20 protein-coding genes and 1 pseudogene are annotated in these 22,748 nt (G+C 37.5%); 11 read left to right on the forward strand and 10 right to left on the reverse strand.

Features of this window, described 5'->3' with window-relative positions; translation table 11 throughout:
• Positions 1-129 precede the first annotated feature (129 nt).
• Both BBBE_RS07685 and BBBE_RS00475 read right to left on the reverse strand, forming a co-directional pair.
• Positions 130-719 (reverse strand): annotated as a pseudogene (locus tag BBBE_RS07685) (Rossmann-fold NAD(P)-binding domain-containing protein); the annotation flags it as partial.
• 10 nt (positions 720-729) lie between these two features.
• Positions 730-1,929: an aspartate aminotransferase family protein gene (locus BBBE_RS00475; RefSeq protein WP_010700666.1), complete on the reverse strand. Its 1,200-nt coding sequence runs from the start codon at positions 1,927-1,929 to the stop codon at positions 730-732.
• 436 nt (positions 1,930-2,365) lie between these two features.
• Here BBBE_RS00475 and BBBE_RS00480 point away from each other — a divergent pair, with 436 nt between their 5' ends.
• Positions 2,366-2,899 (forward strand): GcrA family cell cycle regulator, encoded by a 534-nt coding sequence (locus BBBE_RS00480; RefSeq protein ID WP_010700667.1) that lies wholly within the window; start codon positions 2,366-2,368, stop codon positions 2,897-2,899.
• An 831-nt stretch (positions 2,900-3,730) separates the two neighbouring features.
• On the opposite strand, the gene BBBE_RS00485 is transcribed toward BBBE_RS00480, so the two are convergent.
• From BBBE_RS00485 to ccmA, 5 genes are read right to left on the reverse strand one after another with little or no spacing between them, the layout of a single operon-like run.
• A complete protein-coding gene (locus BBBE_RS00485) occupies positions 3,731-4,363 on the reverse strand; it encodes a DsbE family thiol:disulfide interchange protein (RefSeq protein ID WP_010700668.1) in 633 nt (210 codons plus the stop codon).
• Positions 4,338-4,589, reverse strand: coding sequence for a heme exporter protein CcmD (ccmD, locus tag BBBE_RS00490; protein WP_022708589.1), 252 nt, complete (start codon positions 4,587-4,589; stop codon positions 4,338-4,340). The genes BBBE_RS00485 and ccmD overlap by 26 nt, the downstream gene beginning before the upstream one ends.
• A gap of 17 nt (positions 4,590-4,606) precedes the next feature.
• Positions 4,607-5,359: a heme ABC transporter permease gene (locus BBBE_RS00495; RefSeq protein WP_010700669.1), complete on the reverse strand. Its 753-nt coding sequence runs from the start codon at positions 5,357-5,359 to the stop codon at positions 4,607-4,609.
• Between the two features lie 45 nt (positions 5,360-5,404).
• Positions 5,405-6,067, reverse strand: a complete 663-nt coding sequence (gene ccmB, locus BBBE_RS00500) for a heme exporter protein CcmB (RefSeq protein ID WP_010700670.1) — start codon at positions 6,065-6,067, stop codon at positions 5,405-5,407.
• A gap of 13 nt (positions 6,068-6,080) precedes the next feature.
• The gene (ccmA, locus tag BBBE_RS00505; protein WP_010700671.1) at positions 6,081-6,692 is read right to left on the reverse strand and encodes a heme ABC exporter ATP-binding protein CcmA; all 612 of its coding nucleotides are present in this window, start codon (positions 6,690-6,692) and stop codon (positions 6,081-6,083) included.
• Between the two features lie 292 nt (positions 6,693-6,984).
• Here ccmA and acnA point away from each other — a divergent pair, with 292 nt between their 5' ends.
• The 10 genes from acnA to cyoD all read left to right on the forward strand — a co-directional run bounded on the left by acnA (position 6,985) and on the right by cyoD (position 19,754).
• On the forward strand, positions 6,985-9,672 hold the full coding sequence (gene acnA, locus BBBE_RS00510; RefSeq protein WP_010700672.1) for an aconitate hydratase AcnA: 2,688 nt from the start codon (positions 6,985-6,987) through the stop codon (positions 9,670-9,672).
• A 209-nt stretch (positions 9,673-9,881) separates the two neighbouring features.
• Positions 9,882-10,148, forward strand: a complete 267-nt coding sequence (rpsT, locus tag BBBE_RS00515) for a 30S ribosomal protein S20 (RefSeq protein WP_007476123.1) — start codon at positions 9,882-9,884, stop codon at positions 10,146-10,148.
• Between the two features lie 683 nt (positions 10,149-10,831).
• On the forward strand, positions 10,832-12,406 hold the full coding sequence (gene dnaA / locus BBBE_RS00520) for a chromosomal replication initiator protein DnaA (protein ID WP_010700673.1): 1,575 nt from the start codon (positions 10,832-10,834) through the stop codon (positions 12,404-12,406).
• A 199-nt stretch (positions 12,407-12,605) separates the two neighbouring features.
• On the forward strand, positions 12,606-13,727 hold the full coding sequence (gene dnaN, locus BBBE_RS00525) for a DNA polymerase III subunit beta (protein WP_010700674.1): 1,122 nt from the start codon (positions 12,606-12,608) through the stop codon (positions 13,725-13,727).
• A gap of 12 nt (positions 13,728-13,739) precedes the next feature.
• A complete protein-coding gene (gene recF, locus BBBE_RS00530) occupies positions 13,740-14,912 on the forward strand; it encodes a DNA replication/repair protein RecF (protein WP_010700675.1) in 1,173 nt (390 codons plus the stop codon).
• 23 nt (positions 14,913-14,935) lie between these two features.
• A complete protein-coding gene (gene aroQ / locus BBBE_RS00535; RefSeq protein WP_010700676.1) occupies positions 14,936-15,391 on the forward strand; it encodes a type II 3-dehydroquinate dehydratase in 456 nt (151 codons plus the stop codon).
• Between the two features lie 129 nt (positions 15,392-15,520).
• A complete protein-coding gene (gene cyoA / locus BBBE_RS00540) occupies positions 15,521-16,492 on the forward strand; it encodes a ubiquinol oxidase subunit II (RefSeq protein WP_010700677.1) in 972 nt (323 codons plus the stop codon).
• A 75-nt stretch (positions 16,493-16,567) separates the two neighbouring features.
• Positions 16,568-18,586: a cytochrome o ubiquinol oxidase subunit I gene (cyoB, locus tag BBBE_RS00545; protein WP_010700678.1), complete on the forward strand. Its 2,019-nt coding sequence runs from the start codon at positions 16,568-16,570 to the stop codon at positions 18,584-18,586.
• Positions 18,583-19,233, forward strand: a complete 651-nt coding sequence (locus tag BBBE_RS00550) for a cytochrome (ubi)quinol oxidase subunit III (protein WP_010700679.1) — start codon at positions 18,583-18,585, stop codon at positions 19,231-19,233. The genes cyoB and BBBE_RS00550 overlap by 4 nt, the downstream gene beginning before the upstream one ends.
• On the forward strand, positions 19,233-19,754 hold the full coding sequence (gene cyoD, locus BBBE_RS00555) for a cytochrome o ubiquinol oxidase subunit IV (protein WP_010700680.1): 522 nt from the start codon (positions 19,233-19,235) through the stop codon (positions 19,752-19,754). The genes BBBE_RS00550 and cyoD overlap by 1 nt, the downstream gene beginning before the upstream one ends.
• Before the next feature lie 147 nt (positions 19,755-19,901).
• On the opposite strand, the gene fabI is transcribed toward cyoD, so the two are convergent.
• Genes fabI through fabA form a run of 3 tightly spaced genes read right to left on the reverse strand, consistent with a single transcriptional unit; the run spans position 19,902 to position 22,553 of the window.
• Positions 19,902-20,720: an enoyl-ACP reductase FabI gene (gene fabI / locus BBBE_RS00560; protein ID WP_010700681.1), complete on the reverse strand. Its 819-nt coding sequence runs from the start codon at positions 20,718-20,720 to the stop codon at positions 19,902-19,904.
• Between the two features lie 50 nt (positions 20,721-20,770).
• On the reverse strand, positions 20,771-21,991 hold the full coding sequence (gene fabB / locus BBBE_RS00565; protein WP_010700682.1) for a beta-ketoacyl-ACP synthase I: 1,221 nt from the start codon (positions 21,989-21,991) through the stop codon (positions 20,771-20,773).
• Positions 21,992-22,043: 52 nt separating this feature from the next.
• Positions 22,044-22,553 (reverse strand): 3-hydroxyacyl-[acyl-carrier-protein] dehydratase FabA, encoded by a 510-nt coding sequence (gene fabA, locus BBBE_RS00570; protein ID WP_010700683.1) that lies wholly within the window; start codon positions 22,551-22,553, stop codon positions 22,044-22,046.
• Between the last annotated feature and the right edge of the window lie 195 nt (positions 22,554-22,748).

Raw genomic sequence — 22,748 nt, forward strand, 5'->3', positions numbered from 1 at the left:
ATCTTAAACTTTTTATAATTTATTTGAAGGTTATTGTGCAGAGAAAAACAGATCATGTAAACACCAGGAAAGAATCGCTTTTTGGGGATCGTTAATAAGCGTAATATGAACACCTCGTTCACGTGATCACTCAACATATTTCATTTGTGGTTTGCTACCTTTTGGTGTTGCAGTGCATAGATGAAAGTTAAAAAGAGCTGTCGTTTTGATTAAGGAATGGAGAACATTATTACCATCTCCCATCCAAGCAAATATTTTACCAGAAATTGGTCCACGATGTTCTTCATAAGTAAGAATATCTGCTAGAATTTGGCAAGGATGTGTGTCATCTGCGAGGGCGTTAATGATAGGAATTTGAGCATGTTGTGCTAGTTCAAGTATTCGGTAATATGCTGTAGTTTTTAGTGTCATGATGCCTAAAAAACGCGATAATACCCATACTGTATCAGTAATGGTTTCACTGTGACTAAGCTGCATCTCTAAAATTAGTTAACATAATTGTTTCTTCACCAAGCTATCGCATGCTGTTATCAAATGAAATGTGAGTGCATGTGAATGGGTTTTTCAAAAATCATTGCCAATGTTTTATCAACAAAGGTTTTTGAATTTTGCCCTGCTTTAAAAATTTTTTTAAGGATTGCGGCATAATCGATGATAGCGTGTGCTGTTTTCGGGGTTAAAATGGATAAGTCAGTGAAATGGCGAAAAGCATTTGTCATGAGATTACATTTATTTTTTGTTATGAATTTGTGAGAGGTGAGCAATTGCTTTCTCAATACGACGCAAGCCTTCATGTATTTCTTCGTCAGTTATGATGAGAGGGGGTAAGAAGCGTACAAAATTGTTGCTGGCACTAACACTTAAAATATGTTCATTTTCCAATGCGCTGATAACATCATTTTGGGGGATGATACACTGAATACCTATCATAAGACCTTTTCCTTGAATTGCGCAAATAACATCAGGATAAGTTTCAAGAATAGTTAAAAGTCCTTGTTTTAACTGATGAGCTACGTGTTGAACATGATTAAGAAAATCAGGCTCTGACACAATGTCAAGAACACTATTGCCAACAGCCATACCAAGAAGATTACCTCCAAAAGTTGAGCCATGTGTTCCCGGTGTCATACTTTTTGCAGCTTCATTTGTTGCAAGGCAAGCACCTAATGGAAAGCCACCACCCAGTCCTTTTGCTAAAGTAAGAATATCAGGTGTAATATCACTCCATTCATAGGCGAAAAGTTTACCTGTTCGTCCGATACCAGTTTGAACTTCATCTAAAATCAATAATAAGTTGTTTTCATCACATAGTTTGCGTAAAAGCCTTAGAGTTTCGAGAGGTACTACTCGTAGCCCCCCTTCTCCTTGAATGGGTTCAATAAGGATGGCTGCAGTATTTTTATTGATAGCATTACGTAAAGCTTTTTCATCCCCAAAAGGAACTTGAATAAAACCACTCACTTTAGGGCCAAAACCTTCAAGATATTTTTCTTGTCCGCTAGCAGCAAGTGTTGCAAGTGTGCGGCCATGAAATGCATCTTTAAAAGTGATAATTTCAAAACGCTCTGGTTGACCATGTGCATAGTGATAATGTCGGGCAGTTTTAAATGCACACTCTAATGCTTCTGCACCAGAGTTACAGAAAAAAACTTTATCAGCAAAGCTATTTGCACAAAGACGCGTAGCAAGGGTCTCTTGTTCAGGTGATTGAAAAAGATTGGAGATGTGCCAAAGTTTTTCAGCCTGTATTTTAAGGGCATCAATTAATTTTGGGTGAGCATACCCTAAAATATTAACAGCAACGCCAGATGTAAAATCAAGATAACGCTCTCCTTTGTCGGAAATAAGCCATACACCATTGCCTTGTTTAAAACACAAATTACGTCGAGCATAACTATTATACAGTGATTGTGTAGAGGTGCTTCCCATCATTATTTCCTTTATTTGTTAAGCACCGCGATCTGATAAATAAAAAATGCTACACTTATCAATGCAATGTAATCGGTACTTCAAAATCATTGATAAACTATCGCTCCAATTAATAAAAAGTCAATTAAGGTTTTTAAAAGATACGTTTACATGAAAAGGTCAGAGCAAAAGAAAGGATTTTCTCTATGATTGATTCGCAAGTTGGGGAAAACTTTTTAAAAAGACATTTCAAAAGGTAAAGACTCTTGTCATAGAGTCAGTGCATATTATAGTCTAAATAGACAAACAAGATTGTATTTACATTTGTAAATCTACAGATAAATGAAATCTTTTTGCACTTTATTTTAAAATATAAAAATTTGTTTAAAATAAAGTTAATACATTTGAAAATGCGATAGGGTGCATTTCAATGATATAATCAGAAAGGAGTTCTTGTATGGGTTGGACATGTGAACGCGTTGAACTTCTTAAGAAGTTTTGGAGTGAGGGTCTAAGTGCAAGTCAGATTGCTGCTCAGCTGGGTGGGGTCAGCAGAAATGCAGTAATCGGTAAAGTACACCGGCTAAAATTACCAGGGCGTGGTAAAACAACATCCGTGACATCGCGTGTACAAAAAACACCAGCAGGTGTTGGTTCATCAATGCCACGAATGCGCCGTGTTGCATCCTCTGTAGTTCCAGAAAGTCCTATTTCTTGCAGTGTTGGGGCAACAGCTTTGAAAATGGATTTTATAACCGAGGATGTGACAGCAGTTGATGTTATAGAGCAATCAAAAGTGGTTGTTCCTATTTCACGTCATCTTAATCTTTTGCAACTGAGTGAAAATACATGTAGATGGCCGGTCGGAGATCCTTTGTCGTCAGATTTTCATTTTTGTGGTGCTGATTCTGGTGAAGGAAATCCTTATTGCGCTTTTCATGCCAAGATAGCATTTCAACCAATGTCAGAAAAACGGCGAATAAGAATATAACTTAGATATTATCCTGTATCGGAGTTTGTACTTTATAAATAAATTTAGTTTAAAAAATAAAATTATTTTTTAAATCTAGGATTTTATAAAAGAGTTCTTTTGTAAAGATATATATTTAAATGAATATAAAATTTTCATTGGAATTTTTTGGATTCAAATTTCATTTTTGATGGTTATTATCGAATGATAATATGCATTAGTAAGTGTATAAATCATCGCAAAATTTAGGCAAAATTTTATTGTTCCACGGATATTTTTATCTATGGGCATTTTGATCTTTAAAGATGAAATTGTGTCATTCAGCCGGTATGTTTAATATTTGCTTTTTATTTTTTTATGTACTTTTACGATACAGATTTTCTTAAAACGAAGATAATGAGAATTTTGAGCAAGTTTGATAGCTACTATATTAAAACTGACTGTACATGTTTAATTATTATTAGTTTTAAGCAGTTTTTTGCTTCTATTCATAGAATTTTTTGTTACTTGTTAGCTGAATGTTGAGGCTATTATTGATATTACAGCAATAAAGCCTATCCATATATCGCTTATGATTAGTTTGGTAAAATATTTGAGCTATGGTTTATATGTGGAATTGGTAATGCTTAGAGAATTATAGTGTTAACCAAGTTGTAGTTATCTGAGAGATGAAATGCGTACTTATACAAGGAGTACACATAAAGTAAATAAAGCCAAACTAGACATACAGTGTCTACAAATTAGTTTTAAAATTCTATAAGAAAGCTAAGATGCATATTTTAGATACGGCAATGATTAAAATTAAAATATAATTGCTTATTTTATTTAATTTCTTAACAAAACACCAAAAGGTTAAAATTGTTTATTTGGGTGAAATAAATAATTTATCATAGCAGATTCTTTTACAGTTATCGCTTTTTCTATTTTTGGCAGAATTTCTGTTTGATAAATTTGCCATGTTAAAGGGCCAATATGTCTGGCAATGATGATATTTTCTTCGTTTAGAATAAAGGTTTCCGGTGGTCCATATACGCCCCAGTTAATGGCGGTATGGTTTGAAGTATCAAAAGCAGTAAATTTAAAAGGATTGCCAAAATGAGTTAAAAAACGTTTGGCATTTTCTTTGTTATCTTTAAAATTAATTCCGATAAGATCAAAACGATGATCTTTTGCGATTTTCATAAGAACGGGATGCTCTTTACGGCAAGGTGGACACCAGGATCCCCAAAAGTTAATTAATGTTATACGTCCTTTAAACTGTTCTGAATTTAAATAACCATTTCTATTTAACAAGGGAAGATGAGTTTTAGGAGCTGGTTTTCCAATTAATATATTTGAGGTGAGGAAGAGATCATTGGAGTGTTTATTTTTTATAGAGCTAAAGAGCAGTAAGATTAGTAGAAGAAAGAGCAAAAACGGTGCAAAAAGACCAAGTAAGGGAGGTAAAGATACGCTTTTTTTAAATTTGAATGGAGTGGTTTTCATTGCATTTTTCTTCCCAAATCATCTCTTTTGCTTGTAGTTGTTGCAGGATTTTTCTTTGGTATGCTCCTTTACGGAGAATATACCCAATAAAACAAAGAAGAGTGATTGCAGAAAGCATGTAGCTTAGAATGACGGTTTGTTCGTGGTGAAGAGTGCCAAGGAGAAAATCAATGCGCTGAGAAAAATTTTCTAAAAGTTTATTTTGAATGTTATTTGAGTTGGGCATGGTAAAGAGTTTTAATGTTAAATAATACGACGAGTTATTTTAGTTTGAAGTGTTTGAATATGACGACGGATGATTTCATTTTGCATGGCCATTAAATTTAATAAGATAAATAAAAGAATAAAACAAAACATCATGATTATAAGTGGCCAGAGCATGGGGCCATCAATTGTTGTGCCACCTAAACGTAAAAGTGATGCTGATTGATGAAGCGTATTCCACCAATTGACGGAAAATTTAATAATAGGAATATTAACTAATCCAATCAGTGTTAAAATTGCTGTAGCACGTGTGGCTTTTACTTGGTTATCAAAAGCACAGGCGAGCATGATAATAGCAAGATAAATAAAAAATAAGATCAAAACTGATGTTAATCTAGCATCCCATACCCACCATGTTCCCCATGTAGGGCGCCCCCAAAGGGCTCCTGTCATTAAGGCTAAGGCTGTAAAAATTGCTCCAATGGGAGCGTTACATTTGAGTGCTATATCAGCAAGATGATTATTCCAAATCAGGCTACTTAGTGCAGCAGCACTCATCATAATATAGCAAATTGTAGACAGCCACGCAAATGGTACATGAATGTACATAATCCTAACAGTAATACCTTGTTGATAGTCGTCAGGAGAATATATAATAAGAACTAATCCTAGGATAAGAAAAAACACTGTTGCGCCGGTTAACCAAGGTAAAACAGCACTGCTGATTTCCATAAAACGGGCTGAATTTGCAAGGAAAAGCTTCGTATTTTTTTGATGTGATAATTCATTCATAAGTTTATAATAAGCAAACTTTAGTTTTGCAGCAATTATCTTTTATTATTCTAATAAATATTTCAGTGTTATAGCTACTACAAAAGGGCTAAAGACACTCAAAAAAAGTGAGAAAGCAATAAGAAAAGCCAAGGCAGTAAAAAAGATGTTTGGTGTTATTGGGGCCGTCACAGCTGCAACACCAAAAATCATGATTGGGATTGTCCATGGCAGAATAATAATAAAAGTGAGAATAGTACTATGCGGCAATGATATTGCTAATGCTGCGCCAATAGCACCTATAAAAATGATAGAAGGTGTTCCACATAAAAGGGTGAGCATCGTTGCAAAAGTTGTTCTAGCATCTAAATAGAGCATAAATGCTAAAATAGGGGTGGTAAGAATAAGAGGAAGCATAGTTCCTGCCCAATGGGCAAGGCATTTGGTAAAAACAATAAGTGTTAAACTTTGTCTTTGAGTGGCAAGGATAAGTTGATCAAGATTTCCATCATCATAATCAATTTGAAACAGTTTATTAAGGTTAAGTAGGCTAGCTAGAAGAGCACCAAGCCATAATATACCTGGACCTATCCGTGCAAGAGTATCTGGATCTGGCCCGATGGCAAAAGGAATTATCATAATAACAGCAATAAAAAATAAGAGTTCTGTTAGCAAAGAAACTTGTGGCCCTAAAATTAATTTAAGATCTCGCCATAATAATGCTTTCATTTAAATGTTCTCTTCAAAAGGGTAGAAAATTCTCTAGGGCAATCGTATGGTTTTCTGAAAGACCAAGTGGTATATGGGTTGCAGTAATAATCATGCCACCTTGGTTGAGATGGTTCTGGAAAAGATTTGCAAAAATAATTTGAGTATGTCTATCAACACCAGATGTTGGTTCATCTAGAATCCAAACAGGACGATAGGATAGTAAAAGACGAGCAATAGCTACACGTCTTTTTTGTCCAGTTGATAAAACGCGAAAAGGTAAATGTCCAAGATCAGAAAGACCAATATCTGCAAGAGCTTCATGAGGAGTGCGCAAATATTGACCGTAAAACTCTGCCCAAAATTGCAAATTGTCAATGACTGACAAAGAGGATTTCATGGCATTTTGAATACTTAGATAATGACATACACTAGCTAAGGGGTATGTCTGTTTATGGTCTTTAAACACAACATACCCTTCAGTAGCTTCAAGAAGGCCGACAATGATTCGTAGTAATGTTGATTTTCCGATACCATTTGGGCCTGTAATTGTCATGAGTTGTTGTGGAAGTAAACAAAAAGAAAGGCCTTGAAATAAAATCTCTTTATTTCTATGTGCTGCTAAATTTTTACCTAATAACACCATGTAATTGCCTGTTATTCTACTTATTTTTACAGCTTTTATTACATTGTAAAATAAAAAACACGTTTTTTATGTAATTGTATCTAGAATAGTTCTAGGAATAGTTTTATAAGATGTATATTCTATCAGTTATCGATGTAGAATAGATTTTAGGATCGAGCTGCGAATTGACCGAGGAAAGCGGGGAATGAATAGCGGAAATGACTGCATTCGTATTCAAGCTGGGATTTTTATCTGCAGTTTGTGTTGTTCATTCCGGAAAATGGGTGAATGTATAACATAAGGATGAACAATCATGTCTCAAATTGATAGTTTTAATTGTCGTAAAACTTTAAGTATTGGTGGCAAAGAATACATTTATTATAGTTTGATTGAAGCAGAAAAAAACGGTCTTAAAGGTGTTTCTCACTTGCCATTTTCTATGAAAGTTCTTCTCGAAAATCTGCTACGATTTGAGGATGATCGTACAGTTAAAAAAGAAAATATTTTAAACATCGCTAATTGGTTGAATGATAAAGGCAGTGCTGGCACAGAAATCTCTTATCATCCTGCACGTGTTTTAATGCAAGATTTCACTGGTGTTCCTGCAATTGTTGATCTCGCTGCAATGCGCGACGCTATGATCAAAATTGGAGGGGACGCTAAAAAAATCAACCCTCTCATCCCTGTTGACCTTATAATCGACCATTCAATTATCGTTGATAATTTTGGCAATTCGATGGCATTTAAGAAGAATGTTGAGCGCGAGTATGAACGCAATGGTGAACGCTATCGCTTTCTTAAATGGGGGCAAAAAGCTTTTCAAAGTTTTCGTGTTGTTCCTCCAAGAACAGGAATTTGCCATCAGGTTAATCTAGAATATTTAGCGCAATGTGTGTGGATGAAAGATGAGGATGGTTGCCAGACGGTTTATCCTGACACATGTGTGGGAACTGATTCGCATACAACCATGGTGAATGGTTTGGGTGTTTTAGGTTGGGGTGTTGGTGGTATTGAAGCAGAAGCTGCCATGTTGGGACAGCCAGTTTCAATGTTATTACCTGAAGTTATTGGTTTTCGTTTAACTGGAAAGTTGAAGGAAGGTGTAACTGCTACTGACTTAGTTTTGAGGGTGACGCAAATTTTACGCCAAAAAGGTGTTGTTGGTAAATTTGTTGAATTTTTTGGTCCGGGCTTAGAATATATGACGCTTGCTGATCGGGCAACAATTGCAAATATGGCGCCTGAATATGGGGCAACCTGTGGTTTTTTCCCGATTGATAAAGAAACAATACGCTATCTCAATATGACAGGGCGCGATGAAAGTCGGATTGTTTTGGTGGAGGCTTATTCTAAGGCGCAAGGAATGTGGCGTGATGAAATGGGATCTGATCCTGTTTTTAGTGATGTAATTGAATTAGATATGGGAAGCATCGTGCCTTCTATGGCTGGTCCCAAGCGTCCTGAAGGGCGAGTTCCATTGGAAGATGTGGGGCAAGGTTTTGAGATGGCATTGGTCCATGATTATAAAAAAATTACTGGGCAGAATGATCGTTATAAGGTTGAAGGTGAGAAATATGCACTTGGTCATGGGGATGTAGTGATTGCTGCGATTACTTCTTGTACGAATACGTCAAATCCAAGTGTTCTTATTGCTGCTGGGCTTTTGGCGCGTAATGCTGTGGCAAAAGGTCTTAAAAGCAAACCATGGGTTAAAACTTCACTTGCACCTGGCTCACAAGTAGTTGAGGCCTATCTTCTTAGTTCGGGACTTCAAAAAGATTTGGATGCTTTAGGGTTTAATTTAGTGGGGTTTGGATGCACGACATGTATCGGGAATTCTGGTCCTTTGTTACCAGCGATTTCTAAAACAATAAACGATAATGGTTTAATTACTGCGGCAGTTCTTTCAGGTAATCGTAACTTTGAAGGGCGTGTATCACCTGATGTACAGGCGAATTATTTGGCTTCACCACCATTAGTTGTGGCGCATGCTTTAATGGGGACAGTACGCAAAGATTTAACCAAAGAGCCTCTTGGTAAAGGCTCAGATGGTCAATTGGTTTACTTAAAGGATATTTGGCCTACTTCTAAAGAAATACAAGAATTTATCGAAGAAAATATTACTCGTAAGATTTTTGTTGAGAAGTATGCAGATGTGTTTAAGGGAGATGAAAATTGGCAAAAAGTTCAAGTGCCTTCTGGTGTTACCTATTCTTGGGATGATCAATCAACTTATGTGCGTAATCCGCCTTATTTCGACAGTATGCAGAAAGTTCCTGGTGCATTAGAAGATATTAAAAACGCACGAATTTTAGGTTTGTTTGGTGATAAAATCACGACTGATCATATTTCTCCTGCTGGTTCTATTAAGGTTGATTCACCTGCAGGACAATATTTGATTAATCATGGTGTTGAGGTGGCTGATTTTAATCAGTATGGAACCCGTCGTGGAAATCATGAAGTTATGATGCGTGGAACCTTTGCTAATATTCGCATTCGTAATTTTATGTTGGGAACAAGTGGTCGTGAAGGAGGTTATACAGTTCATTATCCATCCAGAGAGGAAACAACAATTTATGATGCAGCAATGGCGTATAAGAAAGAGGGAGTTCCACTCGTTATTTTTGCTGGTATTGAATATGGCAATGGGTCATCTCGTGATTGGGCGGCTAAAGGTACTAATCTTCTTGGTGTGAAAGCAGTAATTGCTCAATCTTTTGAGCGTATTCATAGGTCTAATCTTGTTGGTATGGGTATTGTTCCTTTTGTATTTGAAGCGGATACAAGTTGGCAGTCGCTTGGTTTAAAAGGAGATGAGCAAATAACGATTGAAGGAATCGATAATTTAAAGCCTCGTCAGAAAACTACAGCTACAATCACTTTTTCTGATGGAATGGTGAAAATTGTGCCATTATTATGCCGAGTTGATACTGAGGATGAGTTAGATTATTTGCGTCATGGTGGTATTTTGCACTATGTGTTGCGTAATCTGGCAGTTTAAACAAAATTTATCTATTTAACGTGTATTAAGTAGGGTCTCAAAGAGGTGTTTTGCTGATTTTTAAGTTCATCTTTGAGAATCTAATTGACGTTTGTTTTCAGATTACGTTATAAGAGGATCAATAATGAAGAGCTTTGGAGCTTATGTTTATTTCAGTAAAATATTTTGTTGGGTTAATTTTTACTGATTAGTTGAAAGAGAAAGATACGATGGCGAATACACTTTCAGCCAAAAAAGCAGTGCGCAAAATCGCAGCACGTACGCAAGTTAATAAGGCCCGCCGTTCACGCGTTCGCACTTTTATTCGTAAATTTAATGATGCTTTAGCTAGCGGCGATAAAGCTTCTGCAGAAGTAGCGTTTAAAAATTTTGAACCTGAGATTATGCGTGCAGTTTCCAAAGGGGTTTTTCATAAGAATACTGCGGCGCGAAAGGTGTCGTGCTTAGCGAAACGCTTGAAAGCTTTTAGCGCCTAAATTTTTTCCAATTTATCAAATTAAGTCAGCACCGAGCAGGTGCTGGCTTTTTTTATTTTTTACACATGATGCTTTTTGTAAAAACTATACAATGGTTATTGTTATTTAAAAATAGAATAAATTTATAATGTTAAGATAGTTATCCACAAGCCTTGTGGATTGTGATAGAGTCTTTTCTTGTCAAGCTTTTTTTATTTTTTTTTAAATAAATAAATTTTTTTAGTAGTAGTAAATTTTTCGTAAAGAAAAAGTGAGTTGAATCAATGAACTTTCTTATTTGTTTTTTACAATTGTAAAATTATTACGGACTTTAATGGTCTTTTGATTTTATTTTGACCTCTTGCATTTTACCTCTGCTGTTTTGTATGGTCATTAATAGAAACTGAAAATGCACAAGGTTTACGTCAGCTAAATGCTATAGTGTATTAAGTGAAGAGTGCTTTAGCTTAAGCGGGTTTTCGGGTGAGGTTTTGGTTTCTTTATTGATATGTTTGTCATCTTGAAAAGCGTATCATACAATCACTAAAAGATAAAACTTTTTGGTCATCTTTGTTAGTGGGGTTGTAATGAGCCTATCTTGGGGGAGGATGAATCATCTCATTTGGGAAAGGAGCGCTTGCCTTGGCTACATAAATATTTAGCTGTTTGGCAGGACAAGATTATAGTTTTTATCGGAATGAGAAATGGTGGATAAATTGAGTTCTAGAACTAGTTCCTTGAAAAGGGTTTCGGTAGGTGTTCTGTCGACAGAAAAAGCAATAAATCAAATGACGAATATAAATGAAATCGGGGGTACAAGTACTCTTGGAGAGCGCTCAGTTATTTCAGAAGAGGAAGGTGCAGCTGCTTTTGTGCGTGTGATGGCGCAATTAAAAGTGCGGGTTGGTGTTGAAGCCTATACCAGTTGGTTTGGTCGTTTGAAGCTTTCTGAGTATAATCGTAATCTTGTAAAACTTTCTGTTCCTACAGCATTTTTGCGTTCGTGGATTAATAATCATTACGGTTCTCTTTTAACCAGTTTATGGCAACAAGAAAATTCAGCAATTCTTCGGGTTGAAGTTATTGTCCGTGATTTAAAGCGCGTTTCGAAAAATGGAATATGCAAAACAAGTGAAAGCCCTGTTGTTACTGTTCCTGAGGAGCAGAGTACTTCACCTTTAGCTGAGAGTTATGTGGAGCATTCAGTCAAGAGTTCTCAATCAGGAATCTTCGGTTCACCACTTGATTCGCGTTATACTTTTGAGAATTTTGTTGAAGGGGCTTCAAATCGTGTTGCTTTGGCTGCAGCACGTTCAATTGCAGAGGGGCATAAAAGTGCGTTACGATTTAATCCTCTTTTTATTCATGCGTCTGTTGGTTTAGGGAAAACGCACTTGCTTCAGGCTATTGCAGCCGCTGCTTTGAAGCGTTTAACGCCTACGCGGGTTATTTATTTGACTGCTGAGTATTTTATGTGGCGTTTTGCAACAGCTATTCGTGATAATAACGCTCTTTCTTTTAAAGAACAGCTTCGTGATATTGATCTTTTAATTATTGATGATATGCAATTTTTACAGGGTAAATCAATTCAACACGAATTTTGCCATTTGCTCAACATGTTACTTGATAGTGCAAAGCAGGTTGTTGTAGCTGCAGATCGTCCGCCAGCGGAATTGGAATCACTTGATCTTCGGGTTCGATCTCGTCTTCAGGGGGGGGTTGCTCTTGAGATTGAAGCGCCAGATTATGAAATGCGCCTAAAAATGTTGCAGCAGCGATTAAAGGTAGCGCGACAAGATGATAGTGCAATTGAAATTTCTAATGATATTTTAGAATACATTGCTAAAACAATTTTAGGATCAGGACGCGATATTGAAGGAGCATTTAATCAACTTTTATTTCGTCAGTCTTTTGAATCTGATTTGTCTTTAGAGCGTGTTGATGAGTTGTTGGGTCACTTGACACGTTCGGGTGAGCCAAAGCGTATTCGAATTGAGGAAATTCAGCGTACAGTTGCGCGCCATTATAATGTTTCTAAGCAGGATTTATTGTCTAATCGCCGAACGCGTACAGTTGTTAAGCCACGGCAAGTTGCAATGTATTTGGCAAAAGTATTGACGCCTCGTTCGTTACCTGAAATTGGGCGTCGTTTTGGAGGGCGTGATCATACAACAGTTTTACATGCTGTACGTAAAATTGAAGATTTAATTTATGATGATCAGACTTTAGCTAAAGAACTTGAATTGCTTAAGCGACTAATTGGAGAGCAGGCTGTATAACATTGATAGATTTTTGTTCTATTTGTTTGTCAAAATATCAGAAAGATTTAGTGAAAGTAACTGTTTTTGCTTGTGTAATGCCCTATTGCCATTTTAGTAGAGGTTGAATAAACTCCAACTATGATTCTTTAAGTGAATCGAGTATTTTTAGCTGAGCGAATGCCTATAGTTATGAAATAAATTATCAACGGGGATTTTTATGCACATTACAATTGATCGCAATCAATTTTTAAAATCTCTTAATCGTGTTCATCGTGTGGTTGAGCGTCGTAATACGATTCCTATTTTGTCAAATGTATTGATTAACGCAAGTGGTGATGGTGTACAATTAAAAGCGACAGATCTCGATCTTGAAGTTACGGAGTCTTCTTCAGCTAAAGTTGAACAAGAAGGAGCGATAACCGTTCCAGCACATTTGCTTTATGACATTGTTCGCAAGCTTTCTAGTGGAAGTGAGATTGTATTAAAAGTTGATAACAATCAAGCAAATACAATGTCTGTTATTTCTGGTTGCGCTAATTTCCAACTTCAATGTCTTCCTAAGGTAGATTTTCCAGAGTCGCTTCCAGGTCAGTTTAGTTGTCGTTTTTCTTTATCGGCATCAGATTTAAAGCGCTTATTTGATTGTACGCAATTTGCTATTTCGACGGAAGAAACACGTTATTATCTTAATGGTATTTATTTTCATGTTATTGATGATGGTGTTTTGAAGTTGCGTTTGGTTGCAACTGATGGTCATCGTTTAGCGCAGGTTGATATGGAGGCACCTTCAGAAATTAAGGATATGCCGGGTGTTATTATTCCTCGTAAAGCTGTGGGAGAATTGCAAAAACTGCTTGCCGAGGAAACAGAGAGTGATGTTTCTATAGAACTGTCAGAAACAAAAATTCGTTTCTCTGTTGGGTCTGTTGTTTTGATATCGAAATTAATTGACGGGACATTTCCAGAATATCAACGCGTTATTCCCCTGGGTAATGATAAAAAACTTGCTGTCAATCGACAGGATTTTTCTGCTGCAGTTGATCGTGTTTCAACAATTTCAAGTGATCGCGGTCGTGCAGTAAAATTAACACTTGAAAATGGGCAATTAAAGCTTGTTGTTAATAATCCTGATTCTGGAAGTGCAGAAGACCAATTAGTTGCAGATTATACATCAGATCCGCTTGAGATAGGTTTTAATTCACGTTACCTTTTAGATATTGCTGCGCAACTTTCAAGTGATGAAATGGTTTTTATGCTGGCTGATGCTGGGGCGCCAGCACTGATTCGTGAAAGTGATGATGCAGATGCACTGTATGTGCTGATGCCTATTCGTGTTTAAGGATAATGCGCTTTGCAGTGTAATGCTAGCCGTGTACATAAAGTAACAGTGAGACAGTTGAAATTAACGCATTATCGCAATTATTGCTCTTTCAATATTCATTTGTCAGGTCAGCATGTAGTTTTTACTGGTTATAACGGTGCTGGTAAGACTAATCTTTTAGAGGCACTATCTTTTCTTTCTCCTGGTCGTGGGTTACGGCGTGCGGCTTATTCCGATATCAGTTTTTCTAAAGGAGGGGGGGCTGCATTTGTTGTATTTGCTCGTCTCCAATGTGCTCTTTATGGTGAAGTCCATATTGGTACGACTTTAGAGGTTGGTGATAGTGGCCGAAAAGTACATATCAATGGTGTACATGAGTCGTGTGATTGTTTGACAGATTATTGCCATGTAAGTGCGTTGACTCCTTCTATGGATGGACTTTTTACTGGGCCTTCACTTGATCGACGTCGTTTTTTAGACCGTATGGTTTTGGCTATTGATTCTTTACATGGTCGGCGTATAGCAGATTATGATAAGGTTATGCGCGCTCGTAATCGTTTGTTTTTAGATGGGCGTGAAGATTGTGCTTGGTTTGATGCTTTAGAGATGCAGATGGCTGAACTTGCGACGGCTATTGCAGCTGCGAGGGTTGATGTTATTCAGCTTTTGAATGATATGTCTGAGCAAACATCATCTTATACACCTTTTCCACGGGCTTTTCTGCAAATTGATGGTTTTTTGGAAAAAGCTCTTAGAACGACATCAGCAATTGAGGTTGAAGAGCAATTTTTGGAAAGATTGCGTCACAATCGCCCGATAGATTGTGCTGCTAAGCGGACATTAGAAGGGCCGCATCGCACAGATTTACAGGTTTTTTATGCAGATAAAAATATAGCTGCAACATCTTGTTCAACAGGTGAACAGAAAGCTTTACTGACAGGTTTGGTTTTATGTCATGCGCGTTTAACAGGTATGATGTCAAATATGACACCTATTCTTCTTCTTGATGAAATGGCTGCTCATCTTGATTCTCGCCGGCGTGCTGCTTTATTTGATATGCTTGATGATTTAGGTGGTCAAACATTTATGACGGGAACAGATCGTATTTTGTTTGATTCTTTGAAAGGGCGAGCAGAATTTTTTGAGATTGAAGATGGAGCTTTATTACAGCAAGAAATGTATCCAAAGTTTTTGATGGGGTGATAATTGAGAAAAAGAGGCTTGTTGTGTCTGCAATTGTAACGGTTTTAAATGGTCCTAATTTGAATTTTCTTGGAAGGCGTGAACCAGAAATTTATAGTAGCGAAACCTTAGAAGATATTGAAAAGTCTTGCAAGGATTATGCAATAAGCCTTGGAATAACAGTACAATTTCACCAAAGTAATTATGAAGGACAGTTGATTGAGTGGATACATGAAGCAATTGGAGTGAGTGCTGGATTAATAATTAATCCAGCTGCGTATAGTCATACATCTCTTGCGATTCTTGATGCATTAAAAATGTTTTCAGGGTTGATAGTGGAGGTTCATTTGTCAAATATTTATCAACGTGAATCCTTTCGTCAAAATTCTTATATTTCTATGGGTGCGAACGCAATTATTGCTGGGTGTGGGGGTGAGGGGTATTTATTTGCACTTAATTATATTACCAAGCGGCTAAAATGTGGTATAAAAAAGGCATAAATTGGACAATATTGATAAGGCGTGTTTGACATTTTCTTAATAATTTGTTTCAAATGAGTAAAACAGCTTATAAATACTATTACTGTTTTTATGATAATTTGTTTTAATACATATAACAGGCAGGTCGGAATGAGAAACTGTTTTGAACAAATTAAGATGCTTGCCATTTTAGGGGGAGCGTTACTTTTATCTGGTTGTAAAATAGATGTTCTTCAGCCGGAGGGATATATTGCACGTCAACAGCTTACTTTAATTGTTATATGTGTTCTTGTTATGCTTTGTATCGTGATTCCAGTAATGGTTGCGGTTATCCTTTTGGCTATTAAATATCGCGCATCGAACACAGCGGCAGATTATTTGCCTGATTGGGGACACTCAAATAAAATTGAAGCTTTTATGTGGGTTATTCCAATTGTTATTGTTGCGATTTTAGGTTTATTGACAGCCTATTACACTTATAGGCTTGAACCTTCAAATCCGCTTCCAGTAGATATTGCTGGGGAAGAGAAGCCATTACAGGTCGATGTTGTGGCTCTGGATTGGAAATGGTTGTTTATTTATCCTGAATATGGTGTTGCATCGATCAATGAAATTTATGCACCGGAAGGTCGTCAGGTATTGTTGCAGTTAACGTCAGAAAACTCTGTTAATGCGTTCTGGGTGCCAAAACTTGGTACAGTTCTTTATGCTATGCCACAGATGAATGCTAAATTGCATTTAGTGGCTGATAAGAAAGGAATATTCAACGGGAGCTCAGCAAATTATAGTGGTGATGGTTTTTCAGGTATGCGTTTTCAATGGCATTCTGTGTCTGTAGAGGATTTTGATGGTTGGATTGCTAAGGTTCGGGCTAGTGGTCAAAAACTTGATCGTTCATCTTATCGTCAACTTTCAAGTGTACCTCGTATGGGTGATGTTATTGCGAAAGAAAAAGATGCTGAAGTGCGTTATTTTGCGCCTGTTGAAGAGCGGCTTTACTATCGAATTGTTAATCGGTGTGTTGATGAGAATACAGTATGTAATGAAGACTTAATGAAGCGCGCTGCTGCTCAGACACTTTGGGGTACACTTTGTTCTGTTTTTGATCCGAGTGTTCTTTAAGAAAGCATCAATCAAGGAAAAATTCTTTTTAAAAAGGTTTTTTAAAACTAAAATTCATTGGATATGGGGTGAGAAATGTTTGGAAGACTTACAGATCCTACGGCTGGTGCTTTTCATGCACTTACACATGAGCCAATTGTTCTTTATACATGTATTGCAATTTTTGTGATTGGTTTGGTTGCAGTTATTGCTTTAACGGTGCTTGGCTGGTGGGGAATTCTTTGGCGCAATTGGATTACGACAGTTGATCATAAGCGCATTGGTATTATGTATATCATTCTCGGAATTATCATGCTTGTTCGTGGTTTTGCTGATGCTATTATGATGCGAACGCATCAGGCTATGGCACTTGGTAATGAAACGGCAGGTTATTTACCTCCTGAGCATTTTGATCAAATTTTTTCAGCTCATGGTGTTATTATGATTTTCTTCATGGCAACACCAATTTTATTTGGTATTTTTAATTACCTTATACCTCTTCAAATCGGTGCTCGTGATGTCGCTTTTCCATTTGCAAATAATCTAGGATTTTGGATTACAGTTGCGGGGGCCGTGCTGCTCAATATATCTCTTGGTGTTGGCAATTTTGGTCGTGGTGGTTGGTTGATGTATCCACCTTTCTCAGAGTTACAAAATAGTCCAGATACAGGTGTCGATTATTATTTGTGGTCACTTCAGCTTTCTGGTATCGCGACAACGATGGGGGCAATCAATTTTGTTGTAACTATTATTAAGATGCGTGCTCCCGGGATGACGTTGATGAAGATGCCTGTTTTTTGCTGGGGGGCTTTTGTTAGTAATATTCTTATTTTAGTTATTTATCCTGTTCTGGCTGTAGCGTTTGCATTATTGGCAGGTGACCGTTATTTGGGTATGAATTTTTTCACCAATGCAGCTGGTGGCAATCCAATGGTCTGGATTAATTATGTTTGGATTTTCGGTCACCCTGAAGTTTATGTTTTAGTCGTTCCTGCTTTTGGGATTATTTCTGAAATAGTACCCACCTTTTCTTCAAAACGCCTTTTTGGGTATAGCTCAATGGTTTGGGCTATTTTGGTTATTTTGATTCTTTCACTTATTGTTTGGGGGCACCATTTCTTTACAATGGGTGGTGGTGAAGCTGTTAATACTTTCTTTGGAGTTGCGACGATGGTTATTGCAATTCCAACGGGTGTTAAGGTCTTTAATTGGTTGCTCACCATGTATAAGGGGCGGATTCGCTTTGAGCCTCCTATGCTTTGGTGTATGGGGATGATGTTTACATTTGTTGGTGGTGGATTGACAGGTGTTTTAATGGCGATTGTGCCTGCTGATTGGCAATTTCATAATTCTCTATTTTTGGTGGGTCATTTTCACCATACAATTATTGGGGGTGTTGTCTTTGCTTATTTGGGTGGGTTGGCTTTTTGGTTTCCAAAAGTTTTTGGCGTTAAACCAAACCGCATATTAGGTATTGCATCTTTCTGGTGTTGGTTTATTGGTTTTTATGTTGCTTTCTTCCCAGTTTATATACTTGGTTTGATGGGGGCTACGCGTCGTCTCCAACATTATATCGAACCTAGTTGGCAGCCAATGTTTATTATTGCTGCAGTGGGAGCTTTTATTATTCTTCTTGGTATCCTTTGTTTTGTACTGCAGGTTGTTTTGGCAATTTGGCATGGTATCAAGCATAAAGGGCGCTTGCCAGTAACATCGAATGATCCTTGGGGTGATGCGCGTACGCTCGAATGGTTGGCTTCTTCTCCTCCTCCTTCTTATAATTTTGCAATTATTCCAGAGGTGCAGGCTGAGGATGCTTATTGGGACATGAAGAAAAATGGTTATCAACGCCCAACGAGTGGATTTACAAAAATTCATATGCCATCAAATACATCGGCTGGAATTGTTGCAGGTCTATTCTCATTAATTGTGGGGTTTGCGCTTGTCTGGCATATTTGGTGGCTTGTTGCGATTGGGATAATTGGTTTTATTACAACGATCGTTTGTCATTCATTAATGGGCGATCACCATGGTTATTATATTCCAGCTGAAGAAGTGCAGAAAACGGAAGACGCCTTCACAACTGCTCTTAAAGAACAAGGAGTAAAAGTATGAGTGCGGTAACAATGGATAAGCATCATCACGACAATAGTTCGGTAATGATATTTGGATTTTGGATTTATATCCTTTCGGACTTGATTGTGTTTGCGACGCTTTTTTCAAGTTTTGCTGTATTTTCTGCTTCTTATGGTGGAGGTAAAGCAGGTAGTGAGTTTATTGATTTAAACTTTGTGTTAGTTGAAACAGCTATTTTGTTGTTGTCATCAATTACTTATGGTTTTGTAATGGTACAGGTCCATAAGGGTAATTTAGCTGGCGTATGTTTATGGATGGCTATAACTTTTGTGCTTGGGTCTTGCTTTATTGGGATGGAAATTTATGAATTCCGTGAACTTTTGAGCGAAGTATACTATTATGATGCTGGTGCTTATGCTGATGTTGATTTTGCAACCGGTACACAGCTTTTTGGGCGAGAGGTTCTATCTGCTTATTGGTCGGCGTTTTTTGCTTTGGTTGGTACCCACGGCCTCCATGTAAGTGTTGGTCTACTTTGGATGATTGTGATGTTCTTGCACCTGCGTCGTAATGGTTTGGATCAGAATAACAAAACACGTTTAACGTGCCTTTCAATTTTCTGGCATTTGCTTGATATTGTTTGGGTTGGTGTTTTTACTATGGTTTACTTATTAGGAGTACTGTAATGAGCATGCATGACAAAACACATAATCCAAGTACTGGCTCTTATTTGGTTGGTTTTATTCTGGCTATTTTTTTTACTTTAGGTTCTTTTATTCCTGTGATGTATGGGCTGTTGGACAGCTGGGCAGTTAGTACAAAAGTTATTTATCTCATTGGTATGGCGCTGATCCAGATTGTCGTACAGATTGTTTTCTTTTTACACTTGAATTCTGGTCCAGATGCTAAGTGGAATTGGATAACTCTGTGGTTTGCAGCTATGTGCGTTTTCATTATTATTGGGGGAACGTGGTGGGCTATTTCTCACTTGAATTATAATATGATGGGTGGTTCAGGACGCATTGTTGTACCAGAAATATTAGAAATGAATGTAACTAAACCGGAATCAGCATCAGGTGAGCAAGAGCAAGAGGAGCCGGCATCACTTCAAGAACAGAGGGAATTAGTACCAGAGGCACAAGAACCAGCATCAGGTGAAGAGCAGGAAGAACCGGCATCGGAAGATTCGCCATCTTTTAATGACTAAAGATTTTCATTTAAGAGAAAAGAGAGCGATTCTTTAGTAACAGGAATCATTCTCTTAAATAGCTTATAAGCTTAGATATTTTTGCAGGAATTTGTAGGAATTGCTAGAAATATAAGCTCTTCTACTTTTTTCTAATGTCTTAGACCATTATTCTCCTTGAGATTCTTCACTTTGTTTTAGTTCTTCAAGTGTTGGCATGGACATGATGTTGTATCCTGAATCAACATAGTGGATTTCTCCAGTAACACCTGATGATAAATCAGAAAGTAAATAAAGAGCAGATTTCCCAATTTCATTAATGTTTACAGTACGACGGAGTGGTGCATTACGACGTTGGTATGAGAAGATTGCTCTTGCGGCTGCAATGCCGTTACCAGCTAAAGTTCGAACAGGACCGGCTGAAATTGCATTGACGCGGATATTTTGAGGACCAAAGTCTGCAGCTAAATAACGCACCATAGCCTCTAAGGCTGCTTTAGCGATGCCCATAATATTGTAGTTAGGAACAACTTGCTGTGAGGCTCCATAAGTGAGTGTTAAAAGTGTTCCACCATTGGGCATGAGCTTACCCGCGCGTTGAGCAATTTCCGTAAAAGAATAAGCTGAAATTACCATTGTGCGAGTAAAGTTCTCGCGGGTTGTAACATCAACATAACGCCCTTTTAATTGTGTTTTATCTGAATAACCAATGGCATGGACAACGAAATCAACCGATCCCCACTCTTTTTTTAAATATTCAAAAACTTGATCGACATTTTCAATTTTTTCAACATCACATTCAAGCAATAATTTACAGCCAAGTTTTTTTGCAAGTGGTTGAACGCGTTTTCCAAAGGCATCTCCTTGATAAGTCAATGCTAGTTCAGCTCCTTCTTCTGCTAATTGACATGCAATGCCCCAAGCAATTGAATGATCATTCGCAATGCCCATAATGAGACCACGCTTGCCCTCCATCAAACCTTTCATATTATTTCTCCGTAAGATCGTGCCATTGTCAATCAGTTAAGAATTATCATTTATGTATAACGTTGGAAAACAAGCGTTGCATTGGTGCCTCCAAAACCGAATGTATTTGATAATACAGTATTTAATTCTTGATGATCACGGCGTTTACGGACAATCGGCATATCGGCAAAAGCGGGATCAAGTTCTTCAATATGAGCACTTTCACAAATAAAGTTATGATTCATCATTAACAATGTATAGATTGCTTCTTGAACACCTGCTGCACCTAAAGAGTGGCCCGTTAAAGATTTTGTGGCAGAAATTGGCGGGCATTGATCACCTGCCCCAAAGATTCGGCGAATTGCTTCTATTTCAGGGGGATCACCAATGGGTGTTGCTGTTGCATGAGGATTGATGTAATCAATTTTATTTTTTACAGTTGCAAGCGCCATACGCATGCATCTTTCTGCTCCTTCACCGGATGGAGAAACCATATCATGCCCATCAGATGTAGCACCATAACCGACAATTTCACCATAAATTTTTGCGCTACGTGCTTTAGCTACTTCTAACTCTTCAAGAACCAAAACACCAGCTCCACCAGCAATAACAAATCCATCGCGATTAATATCATAAGCACGTGAAGCTTTTTCTGGTGTATCATTATATTTACTAGACATAGCTCCCATGGCATCAAATAAAACAGATAACGTCCAATCTAAATCTTCACAACCTCCTGCAAAGATACGATTCTGTTTGCCGTATTGTATCATCTCATAAGCATTGCCGATACAATGGTTGGATGTAGCGCAAGCTGAAGAAATCGAATAGTTCACTCCTTTAATTTTAAAGAAGGTTGCAAGAGTTGCTGCTGCCGTGGAACTCATTGCTTTGGGTACTACAAAAGGTCCAACGCGTTTTGGACCTTTCTGACGTGTAATATCGGCAGCTTCAACAATTGATCGAGTGGAAGGTCCTCCAGAACCCATAATAATACCAGTGTGCTCATTTGATACTTCATTGGGCTCTAAACCTGCATCGGCAATTGCTTGGTCCATAGCAATATGATTCCACGCTGTTCCATGACCGTGAAAACGCATGGCTCGTCGATCAACCAATTCTTCTATATTTACGTTTGGTTTAGCGTAAACTCTGCTACGAAAGCCTAATTCAGCATATTCAGGTGCATAAGAAATTCCTGATTTTGCTTCACGCAAACTTGTTAAAACAGCTTGAAGTCCATTTCCAATCGAGGAGATAATTCCCATTCCGGTTACAACAACTCGACGCATCCACACCTCCTTGGTTCATATAGAGCACAACATTTTTTCTGATGAAATAATGCTAATCTTCTTTAAATAAAGCAACGCGTAAATCATTGGCTTTGTAAATGGCTTTTCCATCTGCCTTCACTTCTCCATCTGCTATTCCTAAAACCAAATTCCCACGTCGAATACGTTTAAAATTGATTTCATATTCAAGCAGTTGAGTTTGTGGAGTAACCATGCCTGATAATTTTGTTTCGCCTGTCGATATAGCACGCCCTTTTCCTGGTTCACCTAACCAACCAAGAAAAAAACCTGTTAATTGCCATAATCCATCTAAACCGAGACATCCTGGCATGACAGGGTCACCGATGAAATGACAATCGAAAAACCATAGATCTGGAGTGATGTCAAATTCGGCACGAACTATCCCTTTATTATATTCACCACCAGTTTCATTAATTTGAGTGATTCGGTGAATCATCAACATTGGTGGTGCAGGCAATTGCGCATTACCTTTACCAAACATTTCACCGCGAGCACAGCTCAGGAGCTCTTTATAAGTGTAGCGAGACTTTTGTTCAGTCATTGTTACTCCATTTATCTCCGTATATTTTATTGTGCTTTTTCAATTTATTTTTAAAGCAAATTTGAGGGAGAAGGAAACGATTTTATATGATATAAGGACCTTTTTTATATATTTTTATATGAAAGGCTATTTTGGGTAAAATCAAAAGTTTATATTTTATCTTCCTCATTTTGCTGAATGTCAACCTTACTTGAA

The organism is Bartonella bovis 91-4 (genome assembly GCF_000384965.1).
Classification (GTDB): Bacteria; Pseudomonadota; Alphaproteobacteria; order Rhizobiales; family Rhizobiaceae; genus Bartonella; species Bartonella bovis.

Bases quoted from the DNA above. Each gene is read 5' to 3' on its own strand.
- BBBE_RS00475 (WP_010700666.1), bottom strand. From the start codon at position 1,929: ATGGGAAGCACCTCTACACAATCACTGTATAATAGTTATGCTCGACGT.
- BBBE_RS00480 (WP_010700667.1), top strand. From the start codon at position 2,366: ATGGGTTGGACATGTGAACGCGTTGAACTTCTTAAGAAGTTTTGGAGT.
- BBBE_RS00485 (WP_010700668.1), bottom strand. From the start codon at position 4,363: ATGAAAACCACTCCATTCAAATTTAAAAAAAGCGTATCTTTACCTCCC.
- ccmD (WP_022708589.1), bottom strand. From the start codon at position 4,589: ATGCCCAACTCAAATAACATTCAAAATAAACTTTTAGAAAATTTTTCT.
- BBBE_RS00495 (WP_010700669.1), bottom strand. From the start codon at position 5,359: ATGAATGAATTATCACATCAAAAAAATACGAAGCTTTTCCTTGCAAAT.
- ccmB (WP_010700670.1), bottom strand. From the start codon at position 6,067: ATGAAAGCATTATTATGGCGAGATCTTAAATTAATTTTAGGGCCACAA.
- ccmA (WP_010700671.1), bottom strand. From the start codon at position 6,692: ATGGTGTTATTAGGTAAAAATTTAGCAGCACATAGAAATAAAGAGATT.
- acnA (WP_010700672.1), top strand. From the start codon at position 6,985: ATGTCTCAAATTGATAGTTTTAATTGTCGTAAAACTTTAAGTATTGGT.
- rpsT (WP_007476123.1), top strand. From the start codon at position 9,882: ATGGCGAATACACTTTCAGCCAAAAAAGCAGTGCGCAAAATCGCAGCA.
- dnaA (WP_010700673.1), top strand. From the start codon at position 10,832: ATGGTGGATAAATTGAGTTCTAGAACTAGTTCCTTGAAAAGGGTTTCG.
- dnaN (WP_010700674.1), top strand. From the start codon at position 12,606: ATGCACATTACAATTGATCGCAATCAATTTTTAAAATCTCTTAATCGT.
- cyoA (WP_010700677.1), top strand. From the start codon at position 15,521: ATGAGAAACTGTTTTGAACAAATTAAGATGCTTGCCATTTTAGGGGGA.
- cyoB (WP_010700678.1), top strand. From the start codon at position 16,568: ATGTTTGGAAGACTTACAGATCCTACGGCTGGTGCTTTTCATGCACTT.
- BBBE_RS00550 (WP_010700679.1), top strand. From the start codon at position 18,583: ATGAGTGCGGTAACAATGGATAAGCATCATCACGACAATAGTTCGGTA.
- cyoD (WP_010700680.1), top strand. From the start codon at position 19,233: ATGAGCATGCATGACAAAACACATAATCCAAGTACTGGCTCTTATTTG.
- fabI (WP_010700681.1), bottom strand. From the start codon at position 20,720: ATGAAAGGTTTGATGGAGGGCAAGCGTGGTCTCATTATGGGCATTGCG.
- fabB (WP_010700682.1), bottom strand. From the start codon at position 21,991: ATGCGTCGAGTTGTTGTAACCGGAATGGGAATTATCTCCTCGATTGGA.
- fabA (WP_010700683.1), bottom strand. From the start codon at position 22,553: ATGACTGAACAAAAGTCTCGCTACACTTATAAAGAGCTCCTGAGCTGT.